This window comes from Pseudomonas sp. PDM04 (assembly GCF_014851765.1).
Classification (GTDB): Bacteria; Pseudomonadota; Gammaproteobacteria; order Pseudomonadales; family Pseudomonadaceae; genus Aquipseudomonas.
The window spans coordinates 1311666-1327030 of the sequence record NZ_JACVAI010000001.1 but is presented as its reverse complement, the minus strand read 5'-3'; the positions used below and the strand labels follow the sequence as shown (position 1 = coordinate 1327030).

Here is a 15365-nt window from a genome sequence, read left to right as displayed (position 1 = left end):
CCTTGATCGTGGGTGGGTGAAAACAGCCGCGATCATTTCAGGCCGGAGGGCGATGGGTCTGTCAGACGTCAGGGCACCGTGATGTCGGATCAAGGATGGGGTGCATAGGAAAACGTCGCGCCAGACGAGTGAATCCTGAACCCGCGCAGGCCGAACACGGCCCGGCGGGTCATTGAACATCGAGCAGGCTGATCAACTCGGTATACGGTTCTGCAGCACCAGCCCCATGCCATTGAGTGCGTGCGACAGCTGATCGATGTTGGCGAACGGCTTGCCGCTGACTTGGGGCCACGCCGGGCGATTGATGCAGACGTTGCCATCGGCCATGGGCTCCACGGCGGTTCGCACAAGGGAGCCACTGGTACCGCGATGGACGAGGGTGTACGCATCCCCGGCCTTCTCGAACAGGTACATCCCCTTGCGATACAGCAAGCGCTGGAGATACTCGTCGGTGCGTGTCAGCTGAGGCGCTTCCACTTGCAGGCGCAAGTCCGCCTGCAGCGTATCGGAGGTTCCGCGCGTGTTGTCGTCGGTGAAAAAGGGCCCGCGATCGACGTCGATACCAGGATCGATCTCCAGGCGCTGCCCTTGCCCCGGGTTGACGTCTTCGATCCGCACACCGATGCCACCTTCCAGCTCGGCGAGCCCTGCCAGGCCTCTGAAGGTGTTGGTGCTCTCGGCACCGGTCAGTATCAGCCACTTGCCATGACCGTTCAGTAACTTGTCGGTGAACATGATTTCGTTGGTCAGGTGATTGGCCATCATCTGTTCGTCCACGGCGGTTTGCGGGACCGGTCTGCGATAGTTCGCCGCGCAATCCAGGGCCTGGACGCGAACCCCATTGGCCTGCGCGCTCTTGACCAGTTCCAGCTGGTTGAATCGGCCGGTGGGGTCGGTGCCCAGACGACGCAGATAGCTCAGCAGGTCCTCGGACATGACACCGCTGGTGAAGTAGTCGTTGAGATCTGCCTGGGCAAAGTCGGCCAGCAATCGACGCATGTAAATGGTTTTCAGCCCTTGGGCCGCCATCGAGGGCATGTTCTCGATCACCAGACGCATGCTGGTGAGCCGGTCAAGGGTTTCACCGATGACCAGGCCGGGCGCTTCGATGAACACACGTTCCACCAATGCACTGAACGATGTCGAGGGCTCCAGGGTGGGGATTGTCGGGCGCACAGGCAGGCTTTGCCACTGCAGGTTTGCGTAGAAGCGCCTGCTCGACAGCAGCAGTGCCCGCGCTTTCTCGGCAAAGTTCGGGGCATAGCGGTCGGGCACGACCAGTGCGCCGCCGGGGCCGATCTGCACTCGAACGTGGGTTTCAGGAATGCCCAGTGCCCAGCGTTTCAGACCGGGCAAGGCGTGCCTGTCGACATCGTAGGCGGTCGTCACCAGCCGCGGGGCCGAAGCGTCGGATAACTCTGTTTCTTCAGTGCGGGACGGCAGGGTGTCCAGCGAGTTTTCCGTCTGCGAACCTTCCAGCGATGAGTCCAGTTCGAGCACACAGCCCTTGCCAAAGCATTGCCCGCCCGCCGGCAAACGCAGCCTGGGCATCCGTTCCCATTGGCCTTCGGCGTTCAGGTGCACGGGCAGCGAATGGATGAACTGATTGGGTCTGGCGGGATCGACGATGGCCCAGTACCCGCCGCCCCGGGCGTCGGGAAAGTAGCGCACGTAGTAGGCGCTGTCGTCGATCAGGATGGCGTGGGGCGGATCGCCGTCGAGCGTGTAGATGCCCTGGTATTTTCCGGGCTCGCTGATCGGGGTTTTGCCGTCCAGCAGTTCGTTGGTTTGAAATTTTTGCGGTATGTCGCGGGGGCGAACCGGTTCTGCGGGCACGCGGCGGATTTCCCCCGGAGTCGGCAAAGCCCCCTCGGTCTGTACCTCAGGCTTGCTCGGAGGCGCGGGTTCTTCCGGGGGGCGCAGCGCTTCGGAATACTCATCCCATTCCGCCGCTTCTGCTGCCTCGACCTCGGCACCGACCTCGACCATCGGGCCGACCCCTTTGAGAAACGGCAGGTTGAACAGCACGTCGATGGCATTGAAGATCGCCCCGATCACGCCGTCCTTGCGCTCGGCGGCCGTCTTGCCGTTGACCGCCTGGTCGATGTTCAGGCCCATGCTGGCCACCCCGGCGCCGATCACCGGCAGCGCCACCGGCCAGCCGACGGCGGCCATCGGGCCGAACACCTTCAGGCCGGCACTCAGGTAGCCGATCCAGAGCTTTTTGCGCAGATCGCCATTGGAGGTCAGCGCCAGATCGGCTTCATCGGTCATGGCGCGGCGGGTCGAATCACGCAGCCAGCCGAAGGCGTCCCCGGCGATGGCCTGGTCTTTCTGATTGATCAGCTGATGATCGGCATGACCCCAGGTGTTCACCAGGCGATTCATCAGGTCGGCGAGGTGATCGTCGATGGCCTGGCGTTCGGACAGCGGGAAGTGACTCATGAAGGCGCGGCGAAGCGCTTCATCGTTCATTTGAGTCAGGATCCACGCGTGCAGGTCCGAGGGCGTTTCGAACACATGGAACGCCTGGCTTTCGCCCGGCACATAGAGGATCTGCCGGCCCTTGGCATCGATGATGCGCAGGATGTTGCTGGCGGCATGCCCGGCGATATCCAGTGCCGCGACACGCAGATGCGGGCCGGGCTCGGCATCGGTTTGCAGCAGCTTCAACGTGATGGGCCAGGTGAGCGGGCCGATGACGGCATCGAGCGCGGTTTGCCAATCATCGTCGCTCAACTGCCCGTTGTCCCGGGCCTCGATGGCTTTGCCGAGGAAGGTGCACTTGGCCAGCGTGCGGAAATCGCCGGCCCAGGCGTCCCAGAACGCATGCAGTTGATGGCGGTACAACTGGCTGAAGTCGATGTCCCAGAAGGCCTTCAGCACCTCGTTGCCCCGCAGCTGCACTTCGTTGCTGGCATCGAAGTTTTCCGCCTCGGGGCCTGCGGTATAGAACCCGCCGTACAGGTCCAGCAGGTCGGCGTTGTCCTGGTCGGTGGCGCGGAACCGGTGGATCACCAGTTGCGTCAGGGTCAGGGATTCATAAGGCTTTTCGCCGTAATGCTGCCAACCGGTGAACGAAGACTCCAGGCTTTGCGCAGACTTGAAGCGGTGGAAATACACCTGGTCGGGGTCCAGATGGCTGAGGCCATGCTGGACCAGCAGGTGGGCGGCGACTTCGTGGGCCGCATCGTGCAGGCTCGGACAGGCCTTGACGACATGGGCGGCGAGCACCTTGAGGGCCGCCTTGTCGGCGGCGTTGGGCAAGGGGCGGGGTTGTTTCGGGTTCATTGGCTCGATTCCTTGAGAACAGGGACGGCGAGGGTGAACCATTCGATCCGGGGCGGTGCGCTACATATGTACCGCACCCGCGCCTGCGTCCATCCGCCGCGCCGCCCTTACTGTTTCGCAACCGCAGGTGTATCGTATTCGCCTTTTGCAGGCTCGCGGGCTTGCGCTGGAAACGTAAGGTGGTTGAGTTCATGTCCTTTACCCGTCGGCAAATCCTCGGTGGCCTGGCCGGTCTTGTTGTCGTTGGCGTCGGTGCGGGGGGCGCGTCGCGCTACTGGCTGGGCAAGAGGGCCGATGCCGAGGCGGGCCACGACTATGAGCTGATTGCCGCGCCATTGGACGTCGAGCTGGTCGCCGGCCACAAGACTCCGGCCTGGGCGTTCGGGCCGTCGGCGCCGGGCACCGAATTGCGGGTGCGTCAGGGCGAATGGCTGCGGGTGCGTTTCATCAATCATCTGCCGGTGGCCACCACCATTCACTGGCACGGCATTCGCCTGCCGCTGGAGATGGACGGCGTGCCCTACGTCTCGCAGCTTCCGGTGTTGCCGGGGGAATATTTCGATTACAAATTCCGCGTACCGGACGCCGGCAGCTACTGGTATCACCCCCACGTGAACAGCAGCGAGGAACTGGGGCGCGGGCTGGTCGGGCCGTTGATAGTCGAAGAACGAGAACCCACCGGTTTCAAGTACGAACAGACCCTCAGCCTGAAAAACTGGCACGTCGATGAGCAAGGCAACTTCGTCGAGTTCAGCATTCCCCGGGAAGCGGCCCGGGGCGGTACGGCCGGACGGCTGGTGACGATCAATGGCGTGCCGTCGCCGGTCATCGATCTGCCCGCCGGCCAGATCACCCGAGTGCGGCTGCTCAATCTCGACAACACCCTGACTTACCGTATCAACATCCCCGGTGTCGAAGCGCAGATCTATGCGCTGGACGGCAATCCCGTCGAACCTCGGCCGTTGGGCAAGGAGTACTGGCTCGGCCCGGGCATGCGCATCTGCCTGGCGATCAAGGCACCACCGGCCGGCGAGGAATTGTCCCTGCGCAACGGTCCGGTGCGCCTGGGCACCTTGCGCTCGGTGCCCAACAACGACGCGCCGACCGCCTGGCCAGCGGCGCTGCCGGCCAACCCGGTGGCCGAGCCGGACCTGGCCAATGCCGAGAAACTCAACTTCAATTTCGAATGGGTCGGCTCGGTGTCGGTCAACGTCGATAATGGCAAGCCGCCGAGCCTGTGGCAGATCAACGGCAAGGCCTGGGACATCACCGACAAGACCTGCGCCGACCGGCCGATTGCCACGCTCGAAAAGGGCAAGAGCTACATTTTCGAATTGAAGAACATGACCCAGTACCAGCACCCGATCCACCTGCACGGCATGAGCTTCAAGGTGATCGCCTCGAACCGGCACAAGGTGATTCCGTATTTCACCGACACCTACCTGCTGGGCAAGAACGAGCGGGCGCAAGTCGCGCTGGTGGCGGATAACCCGGGGGTATGGATGTTCCATTGCCATGTGATCGACCACATGGAAACCGGCCTGATGGCCGCCATCGAGGTGGCGTGATGCGGCAGATTCGTCCCGCCGCGATCATCGATCGCAGCCGTGATCGCGAGTTCATGCACGAGGCCCTGGCCCTGGCCGCACAGGGCGCGGCGCTGGGTGAAGTGCCGGTGGGCGCGGTGCTGGTGCAGGACGGCGAAATCATCGGTCGCGGCTTCAACTGCCCGATCAGCGGCAACGACCCGAGCGCCCATGCGGAAATGGTCGCGATCCGCGCCGCCGCGTTGGCGGTGAGCAATTATCGTCTGCCCGGCAGCACGCTCTACGTGACACTGGAACCGTGCAGCATGTGCGCCGGGCTGATCGTGCATTCGCGCATCGCGCGCGTGGTGTACGGTGCGCTGGAGCCCAAGGCCGGGATTGTGCAGAGTCAGGGGCAGTTCTTTACCCAGGGCTTTTTGAATCACCGGGTGCTGTTTGAAGGCGGCGTGCTGGCGCAAGAGTGCGGGACGGTGTTGAGCGAGTTCTTCAAGGCCCGGCGCGCCAGGCCTTCGGACTGAACCCACACCTTCTGTGGGAGCGAGCCTGCTCGCGATAGCGGCCTGACATTCAAACCACTGTTGACTGTCAGTCTCTCATCGCGAGCAGGCTCGCTCCCACAGGAGATCTTCGTGGGCTGGAAAATCGGGGTTACTTACGGGCCACGATCACCGCCCGCATCGGTGCCGGCAACCCTTCAATCGTCTTGCTGTGATCCTCGGGGTCGAGGAAATCGCTGAGCGACTGGTACTTCATCCACTCCGTCCCGCGTTGTTCCTCGACCGTGGTCACGCTGACGTCCACGCACTTCACCTCACTGAACCCGGCACGGCGCAGCCACAATTCCAGCGCCGGCACGGACGGCAGGAACCACACGTTGCGCATCTGTGCATAGCGGTCTTCCGGCACCAGCACCTGCTGCTGGTCGCCTTCGATCACCAGGGTTTCCAGCACCAGTTCACCGCCCTTGACCAGGCAATCCTTCAGCGCCAGCAAATGTTCGATGGGCGAACGGCGATGGTAGAACACGCCCATGGAAAACACCGTGTCGAAGCCTTCCAGGTTGGGCGGCAGGTCTTCGAAGGGAAACGGCAGGTGCCAGGCGTTCGGTTCTGACAGGTAGCGCTGCACCGCCTGGAACTGGCAGAAGAACAGCCAGTTCGGATCGACGCCGATCACGCTGTCGGCGCCGGCACCGAGCATGCGCCACATGTAGTAGCCGTTGCCGCAACCGACGTCGAGGATGCGTTTGCCTTTCAGGTCCAGGTGCTTCGACACCCGCGACCATTTCCAGTCCGAACGCCACTCGGTGTCGACATGCACGCCAAACAAGTCGAACGGCCCCTTGCGCCACGGCGACAGGCCCATCAGCGCGGTGCGCATCTGCGTGCGGGTGGCCTCGTCGCAGTCGGTGTCCAGCGTCAGGCCGTCGAGCAGATCGACTTGGCTGGGCTGCAGCTTCGGCAGGGCGTCCAGCGCACTCTGCCAGCGCTCCAGGTCGCCGTGACCCTTTTCCATTTTCTTGTCGAGCTGGGCTTGCAGGGTGTTGGCCCAATCGGCCAGCGGCGTGCCGGCCAGACGGCGGGCGAGGGGAGACAGATCAATCATGGCAAGGCAATCAACGAGGCAAAGTTAAGGCACTGGAACCACGGCACGACCCTGGAGAACCCGGCCGCCAGCAGGCGTTCGCGGTGTTCTTCGAGGCTGTCGGGTTTCATGACGTTTTCGATGGCGCTGCGCTTCTGGGCGATTTCCAGTTCGCTGTAGCCGTTGGCGCGTTTGAACGCCACGTGCAGGTCAGTGAGCAGAGCATGTTCCTGTTCGTCTTCGAAGCGCAGTTTCTCCGACAGGATCAAGGCGCCACCGGGCAGCAGCGAGCGACGAATGCGCGAGAGCAGTTCGGTACGCTGCGCCGGGGCAATGAATTGCAGGGTGAAGTTCAGGGCCACCACCGAGGCCGGCTGGAACTCGAGGGCGAGGATGTCGCCCTCGATCACCTCCACCGGCAGCAGTTCCTGGAACATCGAGTCCTGGCCGTTGAGGTATTCGCGGCAGCGCTCGACCATGGCCGCCGAGTTATCCACAGCGATGACGCGGCAGCCGTCGGTGCGCACATGACGGCGCAATGCCTGGGTCACGGCGCCGAGGGACGAGCCCAGGTCGTAGAGCACGCTGTTGGGTTGGGCGAACTGTGCGGCGAGCACGCCGAGGTTTTCCACGATGGTCGGATAACCGGGCACCGAGCGCTTGATCATGTCCGGGAACACCCGCACCACGTCCTCGTTAAAGGCGAAGTCAGGCACCTGGGCCAACGGCTGGGCGAAAAGGCGATCGGGTTCTTTGCTCACGGCGGTTCCGGCAGTGTCGGTGGAAAAGGCCGGCATTTTAGCCAAGTTGGCGCGGGGATGCGCGGGTTGTCTGATAAACCGCCGGGCTGGCGCCGAGGACTGTGCATTCAGTGATATCGCTATCGCGAGCAGGCTCGCTCCCACAGTGATCACCTACAACGGTGGGAGCGAGGCTGCTCGCGAAGCATTCAGCGCGGTCTATGGCCAAAGGCCGACGCCGCAATCCCCCATTGCCCCAGCCAGTAGCTGAGGATGATCACGTACGGCGCTGCATAGAACGGTGCAACGAAGCGGTTGATCCCAATCACGCTGTCCGAAAACACGAACGCCACGGCACCGCCAGCGGCGAGCAGCGCCGAGCGTTTGGGCACGTCGGTGCCGAGGCGGGCCAGGGCTCTCCAGAGCATTGCCGTGATGGCCATGCCGTACACGATCACCGGGATCAGCAATGGGCCCAGACCATTGGCGATCAGAATCCCCAGCAGCACCGCACCCACCGCCAGCGCGATGATCAGCGGCAGCAGCGCCAGCCGCCGGCAATCGCTCAGATAGGCTTTCAGGTACGCCAGGTGAGCGAGCAGGAACGCCCCGAGGCCGAACACGAACAAATCCCCGGGCCAGGCCAGCAGCACGTCGCCGAGCAGGGAGAACATCAGGCCCAGGCTGATCCAGCGCCGGTATTCGCTGGGCGGCGCGTCGTGCAGCCAGCCGAGCAAGGCGAGCACCGGCAACGGTTTGACCAACAGGCACAACAGCGCCGCATGCACGCTGAGCCCGTAGAGAAACGTCGCCGCGCCCATCAGCGCCAGAATCAGCCAGCCCATGGTCAGTTGACCGAGATCGCGCAGTCGAAGCTGTCCACCGGCAACACTTCCGGCGCCCAGGGTTGTTGCGAAGTCAGGCGCAGACGCCCGCTGCCCGGCGCGAAGGCCTGAAAGCGCCAGGTCGAAACCCCGGCCGCGCCGACCACGCCGGCGTCTTCAGGGTTGCGATAGACCTCCGGTCCCAGCGAGCGCAGCACGCCACCGGCCGAATCCTGGATCGCCCAGCGGTAGCCCGTGGTCGGGTTGCTCGGCAGAGTCAGGATCAGGTTTTGCCCGCTGCTCAGCTTCACCGGGCATTCGCTTTGTTTTTCCACCGTCACGTTGTGTTTCGGTTGCGAGGCGCAGGCGGCCAGCAAGGAGAGGGCGAGGGGGATCAACAGGCGAGTGGGGGACATGGGGGCAGGGGCTCCGGGCATTCACGACGAACGGCGAGCATAACCGAGATGAGACAAATTGTGACAGCGGCGGGAATGGGCGGTGTCAGGGCTGACGCCTTCGCGAGCAGGCTCGCTCCCACAAGGACTGGGTTGGCACAAAATGTCTGTGTCTCCTCAGATCCCTGTGGGAGCGAGCCTGCTCGCGATGCCGGTGGTGCGGACCTACAGAATCACTTGAACAACACCTTCGCCACATCCGCAAACCGCTTGGCGAAGTGCACGGTGATTCCTTCCTTCAGATAATCCGGCAATTCCTCGAAGCTCCCGCGATTGGCCTCCGGCAGGATCAGTTCGAAGATTTTCTGCCGTCGCGCCGCGATCACCTTCTCGCGCACCCCGCCAATCGGCAGCACATGCCCGGTCAGGGTCAGTTCGCCGGTCATGGCCACGCCCTTTTTCGGCGGCTGGTTGCGGGCGAGCGAGAGCAGGGCGCTGGCCATGGTCACGCCCGCGCTCGGGCCGTCCTTCGGCGTGGCACCTTCCGGCACGTGCAGGTGGACGAAGGCCTCGTCGAAGAACTTCGGATCGCCGCCAAACGACTTCAGGTTCGAGCTGACGTAGCTGTAGGCAATTTCTGCAGACTCCTTCATCACGTCACCCAGTTGCCCGGTGAGCTTGAAGCCACGGTTCAGCGTATGGATGCGCGTGGCCTCGATGGGCAAGGTGGCGCCGCCCATGCTGGTCCAGGCCAGGCCGGTGATCACCCCGGTGCCGGACAGTACCTGTTCATTACGGAACACCGGATGGCCAAGTGAGGCTTCGAGGTCTTTCGGGCCTAGCTTGATCACCGCTTTCGGCTCGTCGATCAACTTCACCACGGCTTTGCGCACCAGTTTGCCCAGTTGTTTTTCCAGCTGACGCACACCCGCTTCACGGGCGTAGCCGTCGATCAGGGCCTTCAAGGCGCTGTCGCTGATGGACAGGCTGCCCTTGGACACGCCGGCCTTCTCCAGCAACTTGGGCCACAGGTGGCGCTTGGCGATGGCGACTTTTTCCTCGGTGATGTAACCCGACAGGCGGATCACTTCCATGCGGTCCAGCAACGGGCCGGGAATCGAATCCAGGGTGTTGGCGGTGCAGACGAACAGCACCTTCGACAGGTCCATTCGCAGGTCGAGGTAGTGGTCGAGGAATTCGACGTTCTGTTCCGGGTCCAGCGTTTCCAGCAACGCCGAGGCCGGGTCGCCCTGGTAGCTTTGGCCCATCTTGTCGATTTCGTCGAGCATGATCACCGGGTTCATCACTTCGACGTCTTTCAGGGCCTGGACCAGCTTGCCCGGTTGCGCGCCGATGTAAGTGCGGCGATGCCCCTTGATCTCGGCTTCGTCGCGCATGCCGCCGAGGCTGAAGCGGTAGAACGGCCGGCCCAGGGTTTCGGCGATGGATTTGCCGACGCTGGTCTTGCCCACGCCTGGCGGGCCGACCAACAGGACGATGGAGCCGCTGATCTCGCCCTTGTAGGCGCCGACTGCGAGGAATTCGAGGATGCGGTCCTTGATGTCATCGAGCCCGGCGTGGTGTTGGTCCAGCACCTTGCGCGCGTGCTTGAGGTCGAGTTTGTCTTCGCCATACACGCCCCACGGCACCGATGTGGCCCAGTCGAGGTAGTTGCGGGTGACCGCATACTCCGGAGAGCCGGTCTCGAGGATCGACAGCTTGTTCATTTCCTCTTCGATGCGCTTTTGCACCGGGGCCGGCAGGACCTTGCCGGTCAGGCGCTGCTCGAACTGCTCGATATCGGCGCTGCGGTCGTCCTTGGTCAGGCCCAGTTCCTGCTGGATGACCTTGAGTTGTTCCTTGAGGAAAAACTCGCGCTGATGCTCGCCGATCTTGCGGTTCACTTCAGCGGAAATTTCCTTTTGCAGGCGCGCGACCTCGACTTCCTTGCGCAGCATCGGCAGGACTTTTTCCATGCGCTTGAGCATCGGTACGCAGTCGAGCACTTCCTGCAGCTCGCTGCCGGTGGCCGAGGTGAGGGCGGCGGCGAAGTCGGTCAGCGGCGAGGGATCGTTGGGGCTGAAGCGGTTGAGGTAGTTCTTCAGCTCCTCGCTGTACAGCGGGTTGAGCGGCAGCAGTTCCTTGATCGCGTTGATCAGCGCCATGCCGTAGGCCTTGACCTCGTCGGTCGGCTCGCTCGGCTGGTGCGGGTATTCGACCTCCACCAGATACGGCGGACGGTGGTGCTTGAGCCAGGTCTTGAGACGTACACGGGTCAGGCCCTGGGCGACGAACTGCAGCTTGCCGTTTTCGCGGCTGGCGTGATGCACCTTGACCAGCGTGCCGTACAGCGGCAGCGCGGAGGTGTCGAAATGACGCGGGTCTTCCTGGGGCGTGTCCATGTAGAACAGGGCCAGGGAGTGATGTTCGGATTTGCTCACCAGGTCCAGGGTTTCAGCCCAGGGTTCTTCGTTGACGATGACCGGCAGCACCTGGGCCGGGAAGAACGGACGGTTGTGGATCGGGATGATGTAGACCTTGTCCGGCAGGTTCTGCCCGGGCAGTGCCAGGCCTTTGCCGGGGGTGTGGTGTTCAACGTTCTCGGGGTCGGCGTATTCGCTCGGGTCTTCGGGGAATGCTTGCTGGTCGCTCATTGGGGTACCTGCGCAATGGGGTATGGGTCTTAGATGGGGCAGGTCGGCGGTGGTTTCAATGATACCTGGGGGTTAATGGATCATTCGAAGGTGTATTCAGCAGGGATTCAGGTTAGCTCCATATCGATGCACTGCAGAGAACCCGTGGGCTCCCACAGACAAAAAAGGCGACACCCGTGGGGGCGTCGCCTTTGTTTTACCGGCGTTGAAACCTAGTCGGCCAGTTTGTAGGCAATCACGTAGTCACCCTGTTTGGTGCCCAGCGAGCCGTGACCGCCCGCAACGACCAGCACGTATTGCTTGCCGTCCTTGCCGGTGTAGGTCATCGGCGTGGTTTGCGCGCCTGCTGGCAGGCGGCCTTCCCACAGTTGCTTGCCGTTTTTCACGTCATAGGCACGCAGGTACTGGTCGAGGGTGCCGCTCAGGAAGCCCACGCCACCGGCGGTGGTGAAGGTGCCGCCCAGGCTCGGAACGCCCATGCTCAGCGGGATCGGTACCGGCGAGCTGTCGCGCACGGTACCGTTCTTGTGTTTCCACAGGACCTTGGCCGTGGTCAGATCGATGGCCGCCACATACCCCCAGGCCGGTGCCTGGCACGGCAGGCCCATCGGCGACAGCAGCGCTTCGAGCACCACGCCGTAGGGCGCGCCCTTGTTCGGCTGCACGCCTTCGGTTTCGCTTTTGCGCGGGCCTTGGGCGGCGATTTCGGCGGCCGGGATCATCTTCGATTTGAACGCCATGTAGCTCGGGTTCACGAAGGCGATCTGGCGTACCGGGTCGACCGAGATACCGCCCCAGTCGAACACCCCGAAGTTGCCGGGATAAACGATCGAACCCTGCAGCGACGGCGGCGTGAACGGACCGTCGTAGCGCATGGATTTGAACTCGATCCGGCAGATCAGCTGGTCGAACGGCGTGACACCCCACATGTCACGCTCCTGCAGCGGCGGTGGCATGAGGTTGAGGTCGGATTTCGGCTGGGTTGGCGAGGTATGGTCGCCTTCGACAGCGCCTTGTGGCACCGGCACTTCGTTGATCGGCACGATGGCCTGGCCGGTGCTGCGGTCCAGTACGTAGATGCTGCCTTGCTTGGTGGAGGCCAGGACGGCCGGCTTCACGCCGTCGGCGGTCTTGAGGTCCATCAGGGTCGGCTGGCCACCCACGTCCATGTCCCACAGGTCATGGTGAGTGAACTGGAAGTGCCAGCGCACTTTACCGGTGGCGATGTCGAGGGCCGTCAGGCCGGCGGCATGCAGCTCCGATTCCGGGGTGCGGGCGCCACCGAACTGGTCCGGGGTCTGGTTGCCCATCGGCAGGTAGAGCATGCCGAGTTTTTCATCGACGGCGAACATCGACCACATGTTGGGCGAGTTGCGGGTGTAGGTCTTGCCCTCGGCAATCGGCGTCGTATCGTCCGGGTTGCCGCTGTCCCAGTTCCACACCAGTTTGCCGGTGTGCACGTCGAACGCGCGGATCACGCCGCTCGGCTCGTCGGTGGAAACGTTGTCGGTGACGTGGCCGCCAATCACCACCAGGTCTTTGGTGACCGCCGGTGGAGACGTGGAGTAGTAACCCCCGGCGGTGAAAACGCCGATATTGGCGCGCAGGTCGACCTGGCCCTTGTCGCCGAAGTCTTCGCACATCTTGCCGGTGTCGGCGTCGAGGGCGATCAGGCGGGTGTCGGCGGTGGGCAGGAAGATCCGGCGTGGGCAGACCGTGCTGGCCGGCGCAGGGCTGGCGGCGCCGGTCGGGCTCTGCTCGGAGGCATAGGCGGCATCATCGTGATACGACACGCCACGGCAGGTCATGTGCGCCCAACCCTTGAAGTTCGCCGCGTTCTGCGTCGAGAGCTTCGGATCGAACCGCCAGATTTCCTTGCCGGTGTCCGGATCGAGAGCGATCACCTGGCTGTGCGGCGTGCACACGTAAAGCATGCCGTTGACTTTCAGCGGGGTGTTTTCGGCAGTGGTTTCACCCGGATCGTTCGGGCCCGGCAGGTCGCCGGTGCGATAGGTCCAGGCGGGAACCAGCTTGTTCACGTTCTGCGGGGTGATCTGCGCCAGGGGCGAATAGCGGTCGCCGTGGGCGCTGCGGCCGTAGGAGTTCCAGTCACCGTCGGGCATGGCCGGCGCGGTGTTGGTCATGCCCGGGACGCTGTCGCGGTCCAGCTGGCCCTTGATTTCACCGGGGTGAGTGAACTGGCTGGCCAGCGCGGCAACGCCGGCCAGTACCACGGCCACGCTCAGCGCGCCGGTCCCCATCGGTGCGGCGCCGTCGCGCAGCAATGGACGACGAAACCACGGCAACAACAGGACGATACCCAAGGCAAACAGCAGCGCGAGGCGCGGTACCAGTTGCCACCAGTCCAGGCCGACTTCCCACAAGGCCCACAGGGTGCTGGCGAACAGCACCACGGCGTACAGGCCCAGCGCCGCGCGACGAGCCGCCATCAGCAGGCCCCCGGTCAGCGTCAGGCCGATACCGGCCAGCAGGTAATACAGCGAGCCGCCGAGCATGCTCAGCTTGATCCCCCCGGCCAGCATGGCCAGGCCCATTAGCAGAAGCAGAAGGCCGAGCAGTGTCGGCAACACTCGGCTTCGACTCAAAGCACCTTCAGTGCTCATAGTGTGGTTCTCCGTGACGTTTCAAATTGTGTCCATCGCAAGTTCACTGTAGATGACGATGCGGCATGGGCATGGTTCAGATAAAAATGTGAAACCGTTTCAGCCATCCTGTAGGGGCGAGCTGTTCGCGACAGCGCTGGCGAGGCTCAACACCGTTCGCAAGCAGGCTCGCCCCCATGGGTCAGAAAGAAGACTGGATCTTGATCCCGCCGATCAGCGCGTCATCGACCTTACCCACGCCACCGGGGTGGCGGATGTATTGCAGGTTCGGACGCACGGTCAGCCAGTTCGTGACGTGCACGCCGTAGTAGAGCTCGGCGCTGTATTCGGTGTCCTGGGGCGGCAGGTAGGACGGATCGTCGAAGTCGACCGCCGCGCGGGCCTGGTTATGCGCCTCGGCGTTCTTGCGATAGGCCGGGTTGACGTGGACCCGGGCCATGGCGAACCCGATGTCGTCCCGGGCGCGTGCATCGAACAGGCCTTTGTAGACGACGCCCGCCTGCACATAGTTGTCGATGGCGTTGGTCTTCTTGTCGTGCAGCGTGCCGTTGGCAAACACGCTCAGGCCGCGCGAGTGATCGCTGGCGCGGCTGGTGAGTTGTTGCTGCACGCCCAGCCACAGGCCGTGCTTGCTCGACGCGCTGCGGTAGGCCTCGCCGCTCAGGGCGGCCGGCTGGCCGTTGCTGTCCTTGTAGGCATCGGTGGCGTTGGCGTTGCTGTAGTAGTAACCGGCCCGGTATTCGCCCGGCAGGCCGTTGAGTTTGGGCGTCCACACCAGTTCCACGGGCAGGACCGCACCCTGGGTGCCGCTGCCGCTGAGCTTGAAGCCATTGCCGCGATCGAGGTTCGACGGGTTCTGCTCGTACGCGCCGACTTGTGCGTACAGCTCTGGCGTCAGGTGATACTTGACCCGCATCGCCCACTGGCTGACCGGCCAGTTGTACCAGATGCCACCCACCCAGTTGCCGACCTGGGAACCACAGAACGCCAGGTTCTGGAAGTCGCAGGGGAAGCTGTTGAAGTCTTCGCCCTCACCGAAGCGACCGACCTTGATGTCGAGCTTCTGGTCGAGGAATTTCTGCTGGTACCACATTTGCGTCAGGCGCCAGCTTTGCCCGCGGCCCCACACCTCCTGGGCCGAGGTGAAACCGCCCACCCTTGGATCGTTGATCCGGTCATTGCTGATGTTGTTGCCGCTGCGTTCGGTGATGGTCAGCTGAAATTCAGCGTCGTCCCAGCCGAGGATCTTCTGCAAGTCCAGGTGCGTGCCCAGGCCGAACTGATCGCTATAGCGTGCGGTGCGATCGTGATCGTAGCCGCCATGCAGATTGCTGCCCATTTCACCGGTGTAATCGACTTTGAAGTCGTAGCCTTTTTCCGATAACTCGCTGCGTGTGCCATTCCAGTCGCCCAGCATCCAGGGCGATTCGCTGTCGAACGCCGGTGCGGCCTGGGCGCAGGTGGCCAGGCCAAGGACGGAGATTGCGCCGATGAAGCACCGGGCGTTTGGCGGGTTGACGGGTGTTGAGACAGCGCTGTCTCGCAAGGATCGAAAATAAGGCATGAGGAAAAATTCGGTTTCTTTTTTTGGGGAATGAGCTGCACAACAGCAGGAGTAACGCAGGCAGGTGAAGCGTTTCAGCGTGTTCAGGCGTAAGGATAATGTTCTGTTACAAATAGAGAAAGGCCTTTTCCCGACATGAATT

At 63.1% G+C, this 15365-nt stretch carries 10 protein-coding genes; 2 read left to right on the top strand and 8 right to left on the bottom strand.

Annotated features, from left to right (window positions below):
- Nucleotides 1-192: 192 nt before the first annotated feature.
- Nucleotides 193-3291 (bottom strand): membrane-targeted effector domain-containing toxin, encoded by a 3099-nt coding sequence (locus IB249_RS06165; protein ID WP_192302595.1) that lies wholly within the window; start codon nucleotides 3289-3291, stop codon nucleotides 193-195.
- 191 nt (nucleotides 3292-3482) lie between these two features.
- On the opposite strand from IB249_RS06165, the gene IB249_RS06160 reads away from it, so the two are divergent.
- Nucleotides 3483-4859 (top strand): multicopper oxidase family protein, encoded by a 1377-nt coding sequence (locus IB249_RS06160; RefSeq protein WP_192302594.1) that lies wholly within the window; start codon nucleotides 3483-3485, stop codon nucleotides 4857-4859.
- Nucleotides 4859-5356, top strand: a complete 498-nt coding sequence (gene tadA, locus IB249_RS06155; RefSeq protein ID WP_192302593.1) for a tRNA adenosine(34) deaminase TadA — start codon at nucleotides 4859-4861, stop codon at nucleotides 5354-5356. The genes IB249_RS06160 and tadA overlap by 1 nt, the downstream gene beginning before the upstream one ends.
- A 130-nt stretch (nucleotides 5357-5486) precedes the next feature.
- On the opposite strand, the gene cmoB is transcribed toward tadA, so the two are convergent.
- The 7 genes from cmoB to IB249_RS06120 form a co-directional block, all read right to left on the bottom strand.
- Nucleotides 5487-6443: a tRNA 5-methoxyuridine(34)/uridine 5-oxyacetic acid(34) synthase CmoB gene (gene cmoB, locus IB249_RS06150; protein ID WP_192302592.1), complete on the bottom strand. Its 957-nt coding sequence runs from the start codon at nucleotides 6441-6443 to the stop codon at nucleotides 5487-5489.
- Complete coding sequence (gene cmoA / locus IB249_RS06145) at nucleotides 6440-7219, bottom strand: carboxy-S-adenosyl-L-methionine synthase CmoA (RefSeq protein ID WP_192302875.1); 780 nt, start codon at nucleotides 7217-7219, stop codon at nucleotides 6440-6442. The genes cmoB and cmoA overlap by 4 nt, the downstream gene beginning before the upstream one ends.
- Nucleotides 7220-7371: 152 nt before the next feature.
- Complete coding sequence (locus IB249_RS06140; protein WP_192302591.1) at nucleotides 7372-8007, bottom strand: lysoplasmalogenase; 636 nt, start codon at nucleotides 8005-8007, stop codon at nucleotides 7372-7374.
- A 2-nt stretch (nucleotides 8008-8009) separates the two neighbouring features.
- Complete coding sequence (locus IB249_RS06135; protein WP_192302590.1) at nucleotides 8010-8402, bottom strand: protease inhibitor I42 family protein; 393 nt, start codon at nucleotides 8400-8402, stop codon at nucleotides 8010-8012.
- 212 nt (nucleotides 8403-8614) lie between these two features.
- Nucleotides 8615-11035 (bottom strand): endopeptidase La, encoded by a 2421-nt coding sequence (gene lon / locus IB249_RS06130; protein ID WP_225606819.1) that lies wholly within the window; start codon nucleotides 11033-11035, stop codon nucleotides 8615-8617.
- Between the two features lie 212 nt (nucleotides 11036-11247).
- The gene (locus tag IB249_RS06125) at nucleotides 11248-13659 is read right to left on the bottom strand and encodes a glucose/quinate/shikimate family membrane-bound PQQ-dependent dehydrogenase (RefSeq protein ID WP_192302589.1); all 2412 of its coding nucleotides are present in this window, start codon (nucleotides 13657-13659) and stop codon (nucleotides 11248-11250) included.
- Between the two features lie 181 nt (nucleotides 13660-13840).
- Entirely contained in the window at nucleotides 13841-15223 is a 1383-nt protein-coding gene (locus IB249_RS06120) for a carbohydrate porin (protein WP_192302588.1), read from the bottom strand.
- Nucleotides 15224-15365: the final 142 nt, after the last annotated feature.

Coding starts and splice junctions, on each gene's coding strand:
- IB249_RS06165 (WP_192302595.1), bottom strand. CDS start 3,291: ATGAACCCGAAACAACCCCGCCCCTTGCCCAACGCCGCCGACAAGGCG.
- IB249_RS06160 (WP_192302594.1), top strand. CDS start 3,483: ATGTCCTTTACCCGTCGGCAAATCCTCGGTGGCCTGGCCGGTCTTGTT.
- tadA (WP_192302593.1), top strand. CDS start 4,859: ATGCGGCAGATTCGTCCCGCCGCGATCATCGATCGCAGCCGTGATCGC.
- cmoB (WP_192302592.1), bottom strand. CDS start 6,443: ATGATTGATCTGTCTCCCCTCGCCCGCCGTCTGGCCGGCACGCCGCTG.
- cmoA (WP_192302875.1), bottom strand. CDS start 7,219: ATGCCGGCCTTTTCCACCGACACTGCCGGAACCGCCGTGAGCAAAGAA.
- IB249_RS06140 (WP_192302591.1), bottom strand. CDS start 8,007: ATGGGCTGGCTGATTCTGGCGCTGATGGGCGCGGCGACGTTTCTCTAC.
- IB249_RS06135 (WP_192302590.1), bottom strand. CDS start 8,402: ATGTCCCCCACTCGCCTGTTGATCCCCCTCGCCCTCTCCTTGCTGGCC.
- lon (WP_225606819.1), bottom strand. CDS start 11,035: ATGAGCGACCAGCAAGCATTCCCCGAAGACCCGAGCGAATACGCCGAC.
- IB249_RS06125 (WP_192302589.1), bottom strand. CDS start 13,659: ATGAGCACTGAAGGTGCTTTGAGTCGAAGCCGAGTGTTGCCGACACTG.
- IB249_RS06120 (WP_192302588.1), bottom strand. CDS start 15,223: ATGCCTTATTTTCGATCCTTGCGAGACAGCGCTGTCTCAACACCCGTC.